Annotated in this window: 14 protein-coding genes and 1 pseudogene; 9 read left to right on the top strand and 6 right to left on the bottom strand. The window is 55.5% G+C overall.

Features of this window, described 5'->3' with window-relative positions; translation table 11 throughout:
• Nucleotides 1-123: 123 nt before the first annotated feature.
• Nucleotides 124-1,164 carry a fasciclin domain-containing protein gene (locus tag MUN86_RS15985; RefSeq protein WP_245119067.1) on the top strand — a complete coding sequence of 347 codons (1,041 nt, stop codon included), beginning with the start codon at nt 124-126 and terminating at the stop codon, nt 1,162-1,164.
• Nucleotides 1,165-1,254: 90 nt separating this feature from the next.
• Here the strand turns inward: MUN86_RS15985 and MUN86_RS15980 are convergent, their stop codons facing one another.
• From MUN86_RS15980 to MUN86_RS15970, 3 genes are all read right to left on the bottom strand, one after another.
• Nucleotides 1,255-3,093 (bottom strand): glycosyltransferase, encoded by a 1,839-nt coding sequence (locus MUN86_RS15980; protein WP_245119066.1) that lies wholly within the window; start codon nt 3,091-3,093, stop codon nt 1,255-1,257.
• Between the two features lie 168 nt (nt 3,094-3,261).
• Complete coding sequence (locus MUN86_RS15975; RefSeq protein WP_245119065.1) at nt 3,262-4,323, bottom strand: alpha amylase C-terminal domain-containing protein; 1,062 nt, start codon at nt 4,321-4,323, stop codon at nt 3,262-3,264.
• Nucleotides 4,257-5,078: an alpha-amylase family glycosyl hydrolase gene (locus MUN86_RS15970; RefSeq protein WP_245119064.1), complete on the bottom strand. Its 822-nt coding sequence runs from the start codon at nt 5,076-5,078 to the stop codon at nt 4,257-4,259. Before MUN86_RS15970 ends, MUN86_RS15975 begins: the two co-directional genes overlap by 67 nt.
• A gap of 291 nt (nt 5,079-5,369) precedes the next feature.
• Between MUN86_RS15970 and MUN86_RS15965 the strand changes: the two genes are divergently transcribed.
• The 5 genes and pseudogenes from MUN86_RS15965 (at nt 5,370) to MUN86_RS15950 (ending at nt 8,751) form a co-directional block, all read left to right on the top strand.
• On the top strand, nt 5,370-6,041 hold the full coding sequence (locus tag MUN86_RS15965) for a hypothetical protein (protein ID WP_245119063.1): 672 nt from the start codon (nt 5,370-5,372) through the stop codon (nt 6,039-6,041).
• A gap of 138 nt (nt 6,042-6,179) precedes the next feature.
• A complete protein-coding gene (locus MUN86_RS15960) occupies nt 6,180-7,229 on the top strand; it encodes a delta-60 repeat domain-containing protein (RefSeq protein WP_245119062.1) in 1,050 nt (349 codons plus the stop codon).
• Nucleotides 7,157-8,083: a hypothetical protein gene (locus MUN86_RS15955; protein WP_245119061.1), complete on the top strand. Its 927-nt coding sequence runs from the start codon at nt 7,157-7,159 to the stop codon at nt 8,081-8,083. Before MUN86_RS15960 ends, MUN86_RS15955 begins: the two co-directional genes overlap by 73 nt.
• A pseudogene (locus MUN86_RS32425) lies at nt 8,026-8,337 on the top strand (delta-60 repeat domain-containing protein); the annotation flags it as partial. The gene MUN86_RS15955 and the pseudogene MUN86_RS32425, both read left to right, overlap by 58 nt.
• 48 nt (nt 8,338-8,385) lie before the next feature.
• A complete protein-coding gene (locus tag MUN86_RS15950; RefSeq protein ID WP_245119060.1) occupies nt 8,386-8,751 on the top strand; it encodes a T9SS type A sorting domain-containing protein in 366 nt (121 codons plus the stop codon).
• Nucleotides 8,752-8,816: 65 nt separating this feature from the next.
• On the opposite strand, the gene MUN86_RS15945 is transcribed toward MUN86_RS15950, so the two are convergent.
• Both MUN86_RS15945 and MUN86_RS15940 read right to left on the bottom strand, forming a co-directional pair.
• Nucleotides 8,817-9,584: a DUF421 domain-containing protein gene (locus tag MUN86_RS15945; protein ID WP_245119059.1), complete on the bottom strand. Its 768-nt coding sequence runs from the start codon at nt 9,582-9,584 to the stop codon at nt 8,817-8,819.
• A 165-nt stretch (nt 9,585-9,749) separates the two neighbouring features.
• Nucleotides 9,750-10,439 (bottom strand): DUF421 domain-containing protein, encoded by a 690-nt coding sequence (locus tag MUN86_RS15940; RefSeq protein WP_245119058.1) that lies wholly within the window; start codon nt 10,437-10,439, stop codon nt 9,750-9,752.
• Between the two features lie 221 nt (nt 10,440-10,660).
• Between MUN86_RS15940 and MUN86_RS15935 the strand changes: the two genes are divergently transcribed.
• Nucleotides 10,661-11,062: a DUF6960 family protein gene (locus tag MUN86_RS15935; RefSeq protein WP_245119057.1), complete on the top strand. Its 402-nt coding sequence runs from the start codon at nt 10,661-10,663 to the stop codon at nt 11,060-11,062.
• A gap of 139 nt (nt 11,063-11,201) precedes the next feature.
• Here MUN86_RS15935 and MUN86_RS15930 read toward each other — a convergent pair whose 3' ends face one another.
• Nucleotides 11,202-12,542: a YfcC family protein gene (locus MUN86_RS15930; RefSeq protein WP_245119056.1), complete on the bottom strand. Its 1,341-nt coding sequence runs from the start codon at nt 12,540-12,542 to the stop codon at nt 11,202-11,204.
• A gap of 108 nt (nt 12,543-12,650) precedes the next feature.
• On the opposite strand from MUN86_RS15930, the gene MUN86_RS15925 reads away from it, so the two are divergent.
• The gene (locus MUN86_RS15925; RefSeq protein ID WP_245119055.1) at nt 12,651-12,893 is read left to right on the top strand and encodes a hypothetical protein; all 243 of its coding nucleotides are present in this window, start codon (nt 12,651-12,653) and stop codon (nt 12,891-12,893) included.
• 141 nt (nt 12,894-13,034) lie between these two features.
• Nucleotides 13,035-14,576 (top strand): glycosyltransferase family 39 protein, encoded by a 1,542-nt coding sequence (locus tag MUN86_RS15920; protein ID WP_245119054.1) that lies wholly within the window; start codon nt 13,035-13,037, stop codon nt 14,574-14,576.
• The last annotated feature ends 50 nt before the right edge of the window (nt 14,577-14,626 follow it).

Raw genomic sequence — 14,626 nt, 5'->3', positions numbered from 1 at the left:
AGATAAGTAAGAGCAATATAACTGAACAACAAAATTTTATAAGTGGCCATGCAAACATTCAGATAATGGTATTGATTCTGTTTTCATGTTCTGTTTAACTTTTTAACCTTAAAAGTTCTACAAATGAAAACAACTTTCTTTTCTCAGACCCTGCCCTTTTTGCGCACGCTGTGTATGCTGCTTACGGGGGTAGCATTCAGTTTGGGTGTTTCTTCTTGCAGCGACGATGATGATACGCCGCCTACTGGCACGTCGCAAAATATTGTGCAGGTAGCCCAAGGAAATGCAGACTTCAGTATTCTAGTAGCCGCCGTAACGAAAGCCGACTTAGCGGCGACGCTAAGCAGCACGGGACCGTTTACGGTGTTTGCGCCCAACAATGCCGCCTTTGCCAAGCTGGCTGGCGGGCCCCTCGATGCCTTCAGCACCGCGGCTAAAATCAATGCCGTGACGGATGCCAATCAGATTGCGGCTCTTCGCAACGTGCTTCTCTACCACGTATTACCGGCCAATGTGCGGGCCGCCGACATTGCCGCCGGGGCCAGCACAGCTACCACCGCCAAGCCAGCCGGTACCAACGGCGTCAACGACAACACCCTATACCTATCCAAGTCAGGTACCTCCGTAGCCATCAACGGAGGTACGCAAGTTGTAACGGCTGATATTGCTGCCAGCAACGGCACCATTCACGCCATCGACAATGTATTGCTGCCTCCTAGCCAGACCATAGCAGCCATAGTAGTAGCCAGCGCAGCGGCCAATCCGGCGCAGTTCACGTTGTTGTTGGAAGCTTTGCAGCGTCCGGCGGCTTCGGCTCTGTTGGCGGCCGCCGCCAGCAACTCCTCTAACATCACCGTGTTTGCCCCCACCGACGCAGCCTTCCGGGCAGCCTTAACGGCGCTTAATTTGCAAAGCCTGAGCCAAGTACCAGATGCTACGTTGGTTGCTATTTTGCAGAAGCACATTGTGAGTAGTGGCCGAAGATTTTCGTCGGACCTAGCGCCCGGCAACTTAACTACCCTCAACGGCAACATCACCGTAGCGGCGGTGGCCAATGGCTTTACTGTGCGTGGTGGCACCGGTACGGCTGCCAATATTACCACTGCCAACGTGCTTGCAACCAATGGGGTAGTACACGTCATCGACCAAGTGCTGCTGCCTTAACAACCAGCAAGTTCGCAGAACCCAGCAAAAAGGCCCGGCTGTGCAGACAGCCGGGCCTTTTTGCTGGAATCAGGCGTTGTTTGTTCGGGTTTACTGCCGCTCCAAAGCCAGCGTGTAGGCACGGTCGTAGTAGATGCGTAAGTTTTTCCAGTCGAAGATTTCGGAGTTGCTTTCCACTTTGTTGCGCTGCATAATTCGCTCGCGGCGGGAGAGGAGCACAAAGTTCCAGAGCATTTCGGTCAGTTCCTCTGCCGACTCGTCGAAGCTTTTTTCCTGGCGCTGCACTACGTATATACCTTTGTCTTCGTGGGCTTCCACGTTTTGCATCACGTAGTCGCCGAAGCCGGAAAGGTCGGAGGTGACGGCTGGTACGCCGCGGGCCACGCACTCGAGTGGGGTGTAGCCCCAAGGTTCGTAGTAGCTCGGGAACACGCCCAAGTGGCAGCCCCGTACAAACTGGCCGTACTCCATGCCAAACAACGGCGAAGTAGGGGACACGAAATCGGGGTGATAGACGATCTTCACCCGGTCGTGCTTGTGGTTGATGAGGCCAGCCTGACGGACGAAATTGAGAATGTCGTCGTTTTTATCGTCGACTAGGTTGTGCGTGATAACGGAAGGCAGGTTGTTGGTTTTCCAGCTTTGCAGCGTGCGGCGGTAACGTAGCTTCCAATAATCATCAACCATGGCCGATAGGTCGGGCAGGCGGTGGTCGGTGGAGGCCGCCGCCGCGTAGAACAGCCGCTCGCCTACTTGCCGCTCAATCGCCTCGCAGGTTTCGTGTACCTCGTCGAGGATAGCCCGGTTTTGCAGAATCAGCGGGTTGATGCTGGTGAAGGGGCGCTTGGTGATGAAGAACATTACCACGTTGCCTTCCAGGCCGCTTTGCTGGAGCCGATAATTTAGCCGAGCCAGGGCTTCCAGCGTCAAATCGAAGCCTTTGTTGTGGTATTCGTAGCGGCCACTCGTAAATAGGTACAGCGTCTTATCCAGATCAAAAGAATAGCTCTGGAAGAAGTGCGCCATCACGAATTCGTGAATCTTGGCCTTGTACTGCTGGTGTAGGTTCTGGAACTCGTGCCCGGCCACAAACCGCTCGATGTTGAGGCCGTTCGGCAGCACCGCATCCGGAATCCTGTCGAGCAGATAAATACACTCCCGCACCGTCAGCTCACTTACCGTTGTAAACACGTGGGCACCGTGGGCCGCGGCGCGTTCCATCGTTACGGCCGTCTCGATGTTGAAGTGCCGGGCTTCGGGTAGCCAGTCCACTTGCATGAGGTGGTCGTAAAAATTGGGGTCATTCATGGCCAGGTAGCGGCCGAGCAATGTGGCGTGCGTGGTAAACACGATGTGCAGTGGCGTTTGGTCGCGGCGCAGGCCCGGAATGGCCACGCCCGTCATCCACTCGTGGAAGTGGGCCACTACCCGCTGCGGCGGCACCACTTCGGCAGCCAGTACCTGCAAAAATATCTTGGCCAAGTGGCCGAACGCCTCCACTTGGTGCAGCAAGTCGTCGTTGTCGGGCGTGGGGATGCGGTGATGGTCCCAGAGGTCGTATTTGATCTGGCCGAGCTGCGGATACGCCTGGTAGGGGTTGATGAGGACCGTGCGGGGCCGGCCCGTCACGAGCCACACGCCGAGGCACACGTCATAACCCATTTCGCGCATGCGGCGCACCGCCCCAGCAAACGGGTCGGAGAGGCTGTCGAGCTGATAGTCGTCGTAGGCCTCGAACTCGCCCTGCGCCTGCTGTGAGAAGTAGGGCCCCAGCAAACAGTAACGGTCTTCCCAGCCTTGCATAGTGGCCGGTACCTTGCTACGAATAACCGTGTAAATGCCGCCGACCTGATTGCAAACTTCCCAGGCTACTTCAACGAGTAGGGCATCGGGTGCAATGGGGGTGGGAGCGGAAGGAGGAACTTGCATACGGTGGACGCTAGAGTGGAAGGCGGCAAGTTAGGTTTCTTGCGGAGTTTACCTACTGTTGCTTTACAGTGTACCGGATATAAAAAGCAGGGTTTCGTGAGGTCCCCAGAAAAATCCGGAAGCCTCACAAAACCCTGAGTTTAAGGTTGCGGCACCAAACAAGAAATTCTAGTCGGGCTCCTGCGAGATAATCAGCACCGAATACGGGGCTAGTCCAAACGAACCGTGGAACGGCTGATCATCATAAATACCTTCTTCGGCCTGCGTGTCCATGCTCTCGAAATTGCCAAATTCCTCGTCGTAGCCTTCCCAGTCGGAGTTGAACCGCACGCGCCAGTTGCCGCCGCGGGGCAGGCCAATGGTGTACGCCTCATGGGTGCGGTTGGCAAAGTTGGCCAGCACGATGGTGGTGTCGCCGGGGCCGCTTTGGTCACGCCGGATGAAAGCCAACGTTTTATCGTCGTTGTTGATGTGGTGCACCTCGGTGTGCTGGCCTAGCAGGCCGCGCGTATGGCCGGCCAGGTTACGGCGTAGCGCAATCAGGTCGCGGTAGAGGTGCACCAGGCCGGCGTGTTGTTCGGCATGCTGCCATTCGAGGGGCAGGTCGTCGGAGAAGTAGCCATCGGCTAGCATCTCCTGGCCCTGAAACATCATGGGGATACCGGGCGCGGTGAATACCAGCGCCGCGCCTAGTGTTGCCCGCTTCTTCGGAAACCAGCCGTGCGCATCGCCCGGCATGATTTCCTCGGTCACGCGGCTCTTGCCGTTAGCTACTTCGTCGTGGCTTTCGGTGTAGATGACGCGCTGAAACGCATCGCCGTTGTAGATGCCGGTCAAGGTTTCGGCTACGCGGTGCAGGTCCCGGTCGTCGTCGTTGGGCGTGACTATCGCATCGCGCACAATGTTGACGAAAGCCGCATCCCATTGGCTGGAAAAGCCTTGGCCGCCTTCTTCGGGGCTGCGGGTGATGTACTCGTTGCCTTGCAAGTCTTCGCCAATGGTGATTTTCCAAGGCATCCGTTCCCGGATTTCCTCGTTGATCCACTTCATCAAGCTCCAGCCCTCGGGTAGGTCGCGGGTGGGGTCAGAAGAGCCATCGACGTTGCGGATGTGGGAAATAGAGTCGCAGCGCAGGCCATCGACGCGGTAATCCTCCAACCACATCAGGGCGTTATCGCGGATGTAGGCCCGCACGGCGTCGCGGCCGTAGTCGGGGCGGTTGTGGCCCACGGCGTTTCGGCGCGCCAGTCGTTGTAGAAATAGATGCCGCCGCCGTCGTTTTCCTGCCAGCCATCAAACTGCCAGAGGTCCAAGTCGCCGGGGCCGAAGTGGTTATACACCACGTCCAGGATTATAGCAATGCCGTGGCGATGCGCCTGCTTTACCAGTTCTTTGAAGGCTTGCGGCCCGCCATAATCAGTTTCGAGGGCAAACGGATGGGACGGATTGTAGCCCCAGGAGCGCCCCCCCGGAAACTCGGTGGGTGGCATAATCTCAATGGCATTGATGCCCAAATCGCGCAGATACCCGAGCTTTTCAATTACATCGAGGAAGGTGCCAGGCTGCTCCGGATCGGGGGCATTGAAGGTGCCAACGTGTAACTCATAGATCACCAACTCGTTCCAGGCGGGCATCTCGAAGTGGTCGTCTTCCCAATCGAAGCTGTGGTCGGGAACGATAGAATTGCCGGCCGAGTGCGTGACTTCGCGGGCGTAGGGGTCGTTGCGGGTTAGCTCGCCAGTGGGCGTATCGAGCCAGAACTTGTATTCGGTACCTACCTCCACGTTGGGAAAGTCGGCCGCCCAATAGCCGTCGGTCTCGGCAGCAAGCGGGTGGGTGGTATGGTCCCAGTCATTGAACGGGCCGACTACGGACACTGCCGTGGCAGCGGGGGCCCAAACGCGAAAAGTAGTGCCGTTTGTGTGTGGCAAAGCGCCCATGCCGGTTTGCAGCACAGGTGCGGAAATAGGAGCAGATTCAAGCATGGAAGTAAAAGAAAATCAACCTTGAGGTTGACAGTTGAGTCTTCTACTGTTTAGGTTAGCTTTTTGTTTGCCTTAGCACTATAATACGTTAGTACTGCACTATATACAGCTGCTTGTTGGGTTGCTGTAGAAGTCAGGTTTACATACTGCTGGCAGCAAACAGAACAGTAAGTGAAGTGTCATTAGCCGAGGTAGATTCAGAACGCTGCGAGTTGCAGAAGGCACTACCCGAGCTGTTTACAGGCGGTAAAATAGAATTGCAGAAGCGAGAAAATATGCTGTGTTTTCCATATGAACAACCCGTCCGCTACTGGCCCTATTATTCTCTACCATAAGCGTCGCGCCCGTATAGAGCGCGCCAAAGGACTAAGCCACGTGGTACCGGCGTTGGTACTGCTAAGTGGCGTGTTTGGAGTGATAACCGGCCAAGAGCCATTCACGCTGCTGCTTGGGTTGGAAGTACTCGTGGGCGCGGCCTACGTACTGTTGCTCCTACGGGAACTTCAGCATATGCGCCGGCACCCGAATCACCACGAGCCAGTGGCTTGGCTGGAACTAGCAGCAGCCGGTATTTTCGCCATCGAAGGCTACCACATCTGGCACCGTCACCACGAAGCGGCTTTGCGGACTGGAGAGCACAAATTTCATGTGTTGCCTTGGCTGTATGCGGCGTTGGCGGTCTGGTATGTGGGCATGGCTTTCGGCATTGCCCGGATTTATGAGCGGCGCCACCTGCACCTGCACGCCGAGGGGTTTAGTGGTCGGATGCACCCATTCAGGCGCGGATTTTCTTACACGTGGGCAGAGGTAGACCACCTGGAACCAAGCGGACCGACCGACGTGCTGGTGCATCATAGCAACGGCCAACAGCAGAAAATATCTTTTGCAAACGTGCACAATGGTGCAGCTCTGCGCGACCAACTACTCGCGCACGGGCGGGCAACAGAAGCAGTAAAGGAATAGTTGAAAATATAGGAGCTAATTCTATTTTAGGATCAATTTACTTACGCTTGCCACCTTCTTACAAGAAGGATACTCTCAATTAGTACGACATACATTTCATTGCTTTTCAATACTTCCTACTTATCCTTTTCAACATCTATGTTTTCTACAACTGCCCGTTGTTCGCCGCTTTACAATGTGTGGCGCTTCAGCCTGCTGCTGGTCTTGCTTTTGCGAACTAGCATACTTCAAGCTCAAACCCAGGTGGATGCAAGCTTCGGCCCCATGCAGATTTACCAACCTGCCAGTGTGTCTCAGGTGTTGCAGCTCGACAATGGTGAACGGCTGGTACTAGGTTCTAACATCGTTCGGGCCGATGGCATTAACACTACGCAACGGCTACTGCGATATTCAGCGGCTGGCACGCTCGATGCTGTATTTGCCGTCAATATAGCCAACTACAGCTGGTTTCCGCAGGGCCTTGCGGATGCAGGCGATGGTCGTGTATATGTGACGCTGTCGGGCCCTGCCACCCTTAACGGTCAACAGCACTTTAGTTTGGTGCGACTGCTACCCTCAGGGTTGGTCGATCCTAGTTTTGCAGTGCAATCTAGTTCGGTCAATCGGGTGTCGTCGTTGGTGGTGCAGCCCGACGGTAAAGTGGTAGTGGCAGGAAATTTCAGTTCCTATGCAGGGCAGGCTGTAGGGGGACTGATACGGCTCAATGTCAATGGCACATTAGATCAAGCATTTGTAACAAACACAGCTAGTGGGCTAGGTGGTGCCACGGCATTTGGGCCAGTACTGGCGCTACAACCACGGGATGGGAAATTAGTGGTAGGAGGTACATTCCGCTCGGCTGCTGGGCAACCTCGCAGTGGCCTTGCTCGCTTCAACCCCGACGGCACCCTCGACACTAACTTTGCACCAACTACCACTTCTAACGCCCTAGTGGGTACTGTAGCCATACAGCCTGATGGGAAAATCCTGGCCGCTACATTCAACGGTACCTCGTTAGTTCCAAACGTGGCACAAAGAGTAGTACGCTTCACAGAAGCGGGAGATTACGATAATACATTCAATGTTGGGTCATACAGTATACGACCAGCTTTCTATGGGGAGCATCTACTTTGTTTGTGCAGCCTGATGGGAAAATCCTGGCTTTGTTTGGTGGAGGAATCGTACCGCCTAGTCAAATCATCCGCCTAACCACTAATGGAGGAATTGATCCTACTTGGAACGCTGCCGCAGCGTATACCACTGGTGGTACGCTTGTTTCGTTGCAGTTGCTAGCAGGCGGGCAGGTTTTGTTTGGTGGGGGACCACAACAGGTTGGGCCGCCTTCAGCATTACCAGTAGGAGTAGGCCAGCTTACAAGCACAGGGGCGCTTGATAGCAGTTTTCCAGTTCCAACTCTACAAGCTCCTGGCATGGTTAGCAGCCTAGCTCAGCAGTCCGATGGTAAAATCTTAGTAGCAGGCACATTCACGGAAATCAATGGCAATACTGCCCGTGGTATAGCACGGCTCAATATGGATGGCAGCGTAGATGCTGCTTACACTACTGCTTGCCAGATTACGCAAGGCTACCCCACCAAAGTATTGCTGCAAGCTGACGAGAAAGTACTGGTTGCGGGAAGGTTCGCTCGAATTGGTGGAATTGCTGCGCCTTCGCTGGCACGTGTGCAAACTAATGGCATTCCCGACCCAGGATTTGTGCCCGCTTTAGCAATCACTCCTACTACCGATTTCAATTATGTCAACGATATAGCACTGGAATCCGATGGCAACATACTGGTGGGTGGGAATCTGAGACTAGGTAGTAATACGTCCCGGACATTTCTGCGGCTCTTTCCGGGAGGGGCTCTTGATAATTCGTTTCAGCCGCCCGCTAATCTGTCTCCAGCCGCACTCTTAGTTCAATCTGACAATAAGATTGTGCTGCTCAATAACGACCGAGTAGCTGCTAGCGTGCAACGGTTACTACCGAGCGGCAGTCTTGACCCATCGTTTGCTACTATTCCCCCGCACCAAATAATCAAGTTTTTAGCCTCCGAGGCCTAAGCCGTTACCCCGATGGCCGCCTACTCGTTTTTGGAACCTTCGACACCTTCAATGGGCAGCCAACGCGGTCGGTAGCTCGACTATCTGCGGACGGTGTATTGGACGCTACTTTTAACTCCAGCTTATCAGGAAGCATAAACGATATCGTTGCCGCCCTAATTCAACCTAATGGCCGCATATTGCTAGGCGGATATATTGTTAAGAGTAGCCAGCCCCAGCCCCTTGCTTTAGCTCGTTTATTCGCTGATGGCAGTTCCGATACCTCACTCGATCAGGCGCTGCTTGCTGGATCTGCGAGCACTTTGAGCGTACAACCAAATGGGGCTTTATTGGTAGGTGGGGATTTTAACTCGATAGGTAACCAGCAGTATTTTTCGCTAGTTCGTTTGCTTGACGCTAATGTGCTGCACGTTAGCGCTGTGCAACCTGCTTCCCGCACCGAAGCCTGGCCAGTGCCAACTCACGACCAACTCCACCTACGCCTCGATGCAGCCAGTAAACCGAAACACGTGGAACTGCATGACGCACTAGGAAGACTGGTCCTCCGGCAAGCCGTTTCGACAGCCGAGGTAAACCTGGATGTGGCTGCACTGCCGGCGGGCGTTTACATACTCAAAGTGCAGTACGCCTTAGGTGGCTCCTTCACCCGGCGTGTGATACGTGAATAGAATGTAATTGCAATGACACCAAAAGGGCCGCTAGCAAAAACGTGCTAGCGGCCCTTTTGGTGTTGCTAATGCGATAGCACGGATTCAGGCTGCAGCGTTATTGATTGAGGCACTGGTGCTTGCTGCGAAGCTTGTTGCTTGGCCGACGTTTTCATGACGGCCGGGCTCCATTTCGAGTTGTCACAGCGGGGGCAATGCTTGGTTGGCGAATGGGAAGAGTGAACCACGTTGCCGCACAAGGTGCAAGCAAATTGGTTGGGTACGCGCTGTTGCTGCTGAATATAGTCTTGGTCCCAATCAGGGGCTAAAGACAAGCCGGGTTGGGGCTCGTCTTGCTCGATAACCGTGAACGAACCGTTGGCTTCCATGTAGAGGCGCTGTACCTGGCCTAAATTGTCGAGGCCCTGGCCGCGCAGCTTGGCGAAGATGCGCTCCTGAGAAAGCAGACACTCTTTCATCGCATCATATTGGAGCCGACCATCTTCTACCAGGATGCTCACATCCGCCTGCACAATCTTCTCGAAGTAGCTGCTGCGAAACGTGGCGCGCGCCAGTAAATTCTGGCCAGCCACGATAATAATGGCTGCAATAAGGGGCGCGAGTATGCCCCGGTCGGGGGCTAGCAGCGGGACGCCGCCTGCAGCCGCCAACGACACCATGGCGGCCATTTCGGTGCGGTTGAGTTGGCTACCCATCCGCTTGCCCATCAGGCGCATCGAAAGCAGCAGAATAGCATAGATAGCTGAGACCCGAATAACAGCCTCCAGTATAAAGCTCCAGGGTACATCGCCCAGGCTCATTCGTAATAAATCGAAAGGCTTGAAATCTGGCATGAGGTGGTGTGTTGAAAAGAAGGGTTATGAACAGATAGCGCGCAACGCAGCCGTACCGCGGAGTTTGCGCAGCGCAAGCAAGTATCGGATGGGAGGGAGACCCGAAAGCAGGCTAAGGCAAGCAGAAGAGCTAGTTGGAAACCTGTGCGGCGCGCCTGGCTTAGTTTACTGCACGGCGTTAGTCCATTGCGCGTGGCCGCAGTTAGGGCATTGGTTGCCCGAATGAATTTGCTCTTGGGCGGGCTGGCCGCAATTGAGACACACTTTCTGGTTGTCGACGGGCTTGAGCGTCTGGTTCAAGGTCTTGTCTTTGACGGGCAGCACGCTCAAACCAGCTCTTGGCGAATCTTCTTTGAACACACTAAAGGTCCCGTTGCCTTCGAAATACAACCGCTTTACTTCGCCAAGCTGCTTGATTTTTCGGTCGCGTAGCTGCGCAAATACCTCGTTGTTGGAAATGGAGTCGTCGCGCATGTGGTTGATTTGCAGCACGCCGTCCTTAACTAAGATGGTTACGTCGCCTTGAACGGCTAACTCCACCTTGCGCTTTTTAAGCGACAACCAACTCAGGCCCCGCTGATAAAACAGCACGCACAGCAACACAACTATTGCGGGTAGCAAGCCCCGATTTGGTATTTGCATGGGCACCGACACGATACCCCCGAGCATAATCATCACGCACAGTTCGGTGATGGTAAGCTGCGCGCTCATGCGTTTGCTGAGCAAGCGCATCACCACCAAAAAGAACAGGTAAATAATAATGGTGCGCACAACTACTTCCCACGAGAAAACCCCAGGCGTGTCACCGAACAAGATTCGCTGCCAATCACCCAGATGAATATCTTCCTTTTTCATATAACTCCTTGTAGCACATTGAAATCTACAAGGCTAAACGAAGAGCTTTAGAGGGGCGTTGCGGCGTAAACAACCGTTTATCGTCCGTATAAACCCGGATTTATTCTTGGGCTTTAAAATGAATTTGTGTCTTTAGGGGCGTAGAACACGAGTTTTTGGCGGGTTTCGCAACTTGCAGCCGCCGCTAACGGTTCTTATATCCCAACCAGCAGTTTTTATCCGTGCCCCGCCCCAAACCTGTCATCTACGGCCTGTATTCCTGGACGCCCGAGTATGGCTTCCGTTACATTCACCCCGCCAACCGCCGCACTTTCGAGTGGCTGGAACCGGTAGGCAAACTGTTCGAGAAAATCGACGAAACCGAAGACTGGATTCTGCTGCGCTACGACGAGCAGCAGTTCAAAGTCAGCAGTGAGCTGTTCAAGGAACTCTACAGCAAGCCGCCCTTCAGCTTCGGCGACTTGGTGGAGGAAGTTAACCCCGAGCCCGGGCAGCCCGCTCACGTGGGCCTGATATCGGATGTGTATTGGGACGACGCTACCCACACGGCCCGCTATCAGATAGTGGAGCGCAAGCGCAAGCTGAAGCGCATCTTCGAGGCCGACGAGCTACAGTTGAAATAGTACTGCGCGCCCCTCTCAGTTTTCTGAACACAGCAAAAGACCTGCTTGGCATTGAACCGCAACCAGCACTGTGGTTGCGGTTCAATGCCAAGCAGGTCTTTCTGCGTTTTCAAGAATATGTACGCCTGGCAAACGGCGCTTATAACCCGATTACAATGCCCGTGACGATAGCCACTACTGCCAATGCCACCAATACCAAGTAAAGGGGCAGCGCAAATTTCCACCACTCGTCGAACCGCACGCCGCACACGGCCACAATAGCCATCAGGGCGCCGTTGGTGGGCGTAATTAGCTCGCACAAACCCGCGCCATACTGAAAAGCCAGCACCGTAACCTGCCGCGAAAGCCCAATCAGGTCGGAGAGGGGCACGAGCAGCGGCATGGTAAGCACCGCCTGCCCGCTCACCGACGGCACCGGCAAGTGCAGCGCCGTGTGTAGCCCCAGCATCCCCAGCGCCGACAATGCAACGGGTAGCCCAGCCAACGGCGCCGATAGGGTGTTGACGATGGTATCCACGATTTGGCCCTGCTCCAGCACCACGAAAATAGCGCGGGCAAAACCGATGAGGATGGCCGAAAACGCCATGTCGCGGCAGCCACTGACAAAGCTCTCGGCGGTGCCCGTCAGGCCCAAGCCACCCACCAGCCCAGCGGCTATACCCAACGCGAAGAACAGAGCGGCCATTTGCTCGAAGTCCCAGCCGAGCTGTAGTACCCCGTACGCGAAGAAAGCAAACGTGACCAGCAGCATGGCCAACACGAGGCCGTGATGACCAGCGCGAGTGGTTTCCGTAGAGTTTTCATCCGCCTCGGGGGCTAGGCGGTTGCGCACGGCGTAACGCACCGTGCCCACAATCCAGATAGCAACGGCCAGCACTAAAAATGCAAAACGGAAGCCCCCTCCCGAAAGCAACGGCAATTGTGCCAGCTTCTGCGCTATGCCTACCTGAAACGGGTTGAGTGGGCTAAACGCCGCGCCCACGGCCGCCGAGCCCAAGCTAACGGCCGCGGCCGTAAGGGCCGGATACCCAATACGGCGCATCAGTACGAGCAGCACCGGAATCAGCGGGACAATTTCTTCTTGCATATTTTCCAGAGCGCCCATCGTGGCGAAGAGCACTGAAATAATGGGAATCACAAGGGCCTCGCGCCCCTGAAACCGGGCGAGCAGCCAGTCGACGCCCTGGCGCAAGGCGCCGGTATGGTCGACAACGGTGAACGCGCCGCCGGCCAGAAACACCAGGAAAATAACGGAAGCCGCATCAATCAACCCCTTCGGAATATCAACCATGGCTTGCAGCGGACTAACGGGGGAGGCTGGCACGCGGTGGTAGGAGCCCGCCACGACCACGTCGCGCCCCGTGGCGGCGTCGGGGTGGCGCTCAAACACGCCGGCTGGCAACACATAACTTAGCAAACAGGCCAGCAGAATAAACCCAACCAACAAAACCAGTGGGTGCGGAAAGCGAATCGTCTTCATGGCACGAAGGTAGTAGCCAAGAAATGTACTATTGAGTGCCACTCCGCGAAGCACACTTGTATCGGCAAATCCTTTGGGGTTGTATCTTCGGGTTTCATTTAGCGCCTCATGAACCTGCTAGTCTTCAAAAAGCTCCCGATGGGTCAGCAGGCCGACCTCTTGCGTCGGCACGGCCACTTTTTGGCTGAACGGCGGGAAGACAGCTTCAGATTGAGCCTTTATGCGCTAGGTGATTTTTACGCCGAAGAATGGCGCGTCCACGACGAAGACCACATTCTCTTCATCCACCTGTTTCAGCATTCGGGCGGGCTGAACGAGTATTTAGCCAAAATTCGGCTGCCAGAGGTGTGAGGTAGCTTGAACAGAAGCCAGCCAAGCGGCTACACTTTCTGATTTTATTCAAGAACACACAAGGTTGGCTAGTGCGGCCGGGTCGTGTAGACTTCTCTCACAGGATAAGGAGCAATATCAGCTGCCCTCTATATTGAAGGCATGAAACCGTCCCGCCTCTTGCCTTTGCTGCTTGCATCACTCAAATTCGTGTCGGGCTACTTGCTGGCCAGCCGCGCCTACGAGCTGCACCGCGACGAATATCTTTACCTCAACTACGGCCGGCATTTGGCCTGGGGCTACCTGGAAGTACCACCGCTTACGGCACTACAAAGCTGGGTGACGTTGGCACTTGGGGGCGGGTGGGGCTGGGTGAAGTTCTGGCCATTTCTGTGGGGTAGCCTCACAGTGTATCTGGTGGCGCGGCTGGTGCAGTACGTGGGCGGTGGCTGGTTTGCGGTGTCACTGGCGGGCATCGGCTACATGGTGGCGGCTTATGCGCGGCTCAATTTTCTGTTTCAACCTAACTCGTTTGAGGTGCTGGCTTTCACAGCTGCTTCTTACGCATTGGTGCGCCATGCGCAAACCAGCCAACCCCGCTACCTCTACGCGCTGGGCGCGATGCTCGGGCTGAGTATGCTCAACAAGTACACCACCTTGTTTTATGCGGGCGCCTTGCTGGCCGGCCTACTCCTGACGCCGCAGCGCCAGCTTCTCTGGAACCGCCATTTGTGGGGCGCGGCAGCCTTGGCGTTGCTGCTGTGGCTCCCTAACCTGCTATGGCAGCTAGTCCACGGCATCCCCTTTCTGCACCACATGGAGCTGCTCCACGACACGCAGTTAGTGAATATGTCGGCGGCCGATTTCTGGAAAGAGCAGCTTCTGATGTGCTTTCCGGTGGTGTGGATTTGGGTGCCGGGGCTGCTGGCGCTGCTGTTGTACCGGCCGTTCCGGCCCTACCGCGCCGTCGGGATAATCTATCTGGCGGGTATGCTGATTCTGACCGTGATGCGCGGCAAAGGCTATTATGCTTTGGGGTATTATCCGGTGCTGCTGTCGTTCGGGTCGGTGTGGCTAGAGCGGCAACTAGCGTCGTGGCGGTTTGGGGCAGTAGCCCGGCCGGCGCTACTGATGTTGCCGGCGGTGCCCTTGATCTGGTTTCTGCCGTTCGTGTTCACGCTGTATTCGCCGACACATATGCAGCGTATCGGACCGCGCTACGAAAGCTTGGGGCTTCTGCGCTGGGAAGACGGCAAGAACCACCCTTTGCCGCAAGACTATGCCGACATGGTGGGCTGGCAAGAATTGGCCGACAAAACCTGGCAAGCCTACCAAGCGCTGCCTGCTGCGACCCGCGCCAACACCCTCATCAAGTGCGACAATTACGGCCAAGCCGGCGCCATCAACTACTACAACCGAAACCGCGCATTACCCGTGGCTAACAGCCATAATGGTAGCTATTTGTTTTGGTTTCCGCCGCGGCCCACCCAATCGTTTCGGTATCTGCTGCTTGTAGGCGAAGGAGAGCCGGCCAAACTGGTGCCGCACTTTCGCGAATTCCGCAAGGTGGGGGAAATAACCAACCCGTATGCTCGCGAGAAAGGCACTACCATTCACCTCGGCACCGACCCGGATACGGCCATTTTAAACTTAGCCTATCGGGAACACCGCGCCGAATTGGCCGCGTGGGAAAAACATAAGTAGCAGCTCTAGTACAAGCAGTGGCACGATTACCGGCCAGAAGCGGTTCTGTT

Source organism: Hymenobacter volaticus (assembly GCF_022921055.1).
GTDB lineage: Bacteria > Bacteroidota > Bacteroidia > Cytophagales > Hymenobacteraceae > Hymenobacter > Hymenobacter volaticus.
The sequence above is the reverse complement of the archived record's forward strand: the minus strand, read 5'-3'. Positions and strand labels throughout refer to the sequence as shown.

Bases quoted from the DNA above. Each gene is read 5' to 3' on its own strand.
- MUN86_RS15985 (WP_245119067.1), top strand. From the start codon at position 124: ATGAAAACAACTTTCTTTTCTCAGACCCTGCCCTTTTTGCGCACGCTG.
- MUN86_RS15980 (WP_245119066.1), bottom strand. From the start codon at position 3,093: ATGCAAGTTCCTCCTTCCGCTCCCACCCCCATTGCACCCGATGCCCTA.
- MUN86_RS15970 (WP_245119064.1), bottom strand. From the start codon at position 5,078: ATGCTTGAATCTGCTCCTATTTCCGCACCTGTGCTGCAAACCGGCATG.
- MUN86_RS15965 (WP_245119063.1), top strand. From the start codon at position 5,370: ATGAACAACCCGTCCGCTACTGGCCCTATTATTCTCTACCATAAGCGT.
- MUN86_RS15960 (WP_245119062.1), top strand. From the start codon at position 6,180: ATGTTTTCTACAACTGCCCGTTGTTCGCCGCTTTACAATGTGTGGCGC.
- MUN86_RS15945 (WP_245119059.1), bottom strand. From the start codon at position 9,584: ATGCCAGATTTCAAGCCTTTCGATTTATTACGAATGAGCCTGGGCGAT.
- MUN86_RS15940 (WP_245119058.1), bottom strand. From the start codon at position 10,439: ATGAAAAAGGAAGATATTCATCTGGGTGATTGGCAGCGAATCTTGTTC.
- MUN86_RS15930 (WP_245119056.1), bottom strand. From the start codon at position 12,542: ATGAAGACGATTCGCTTTCCGCACCCACTGGTTTTGTTGGTTGGGTTT.
- MUN86_RS15925 (WP_245119055.1), top strand. From the start codon at position 12,651: ATGAACCTGCTAGTCTTCAAAAAGCTCCCGATGGGTCAGCAGGCCGAC.
- MUN86_RS15920 (WP_245119054.1), top strand. From the start codon at position 13,035: ATGAAACCGTCCCGCCTCTTGCCTTTGCTGCTTGCATCACTCAAATTC.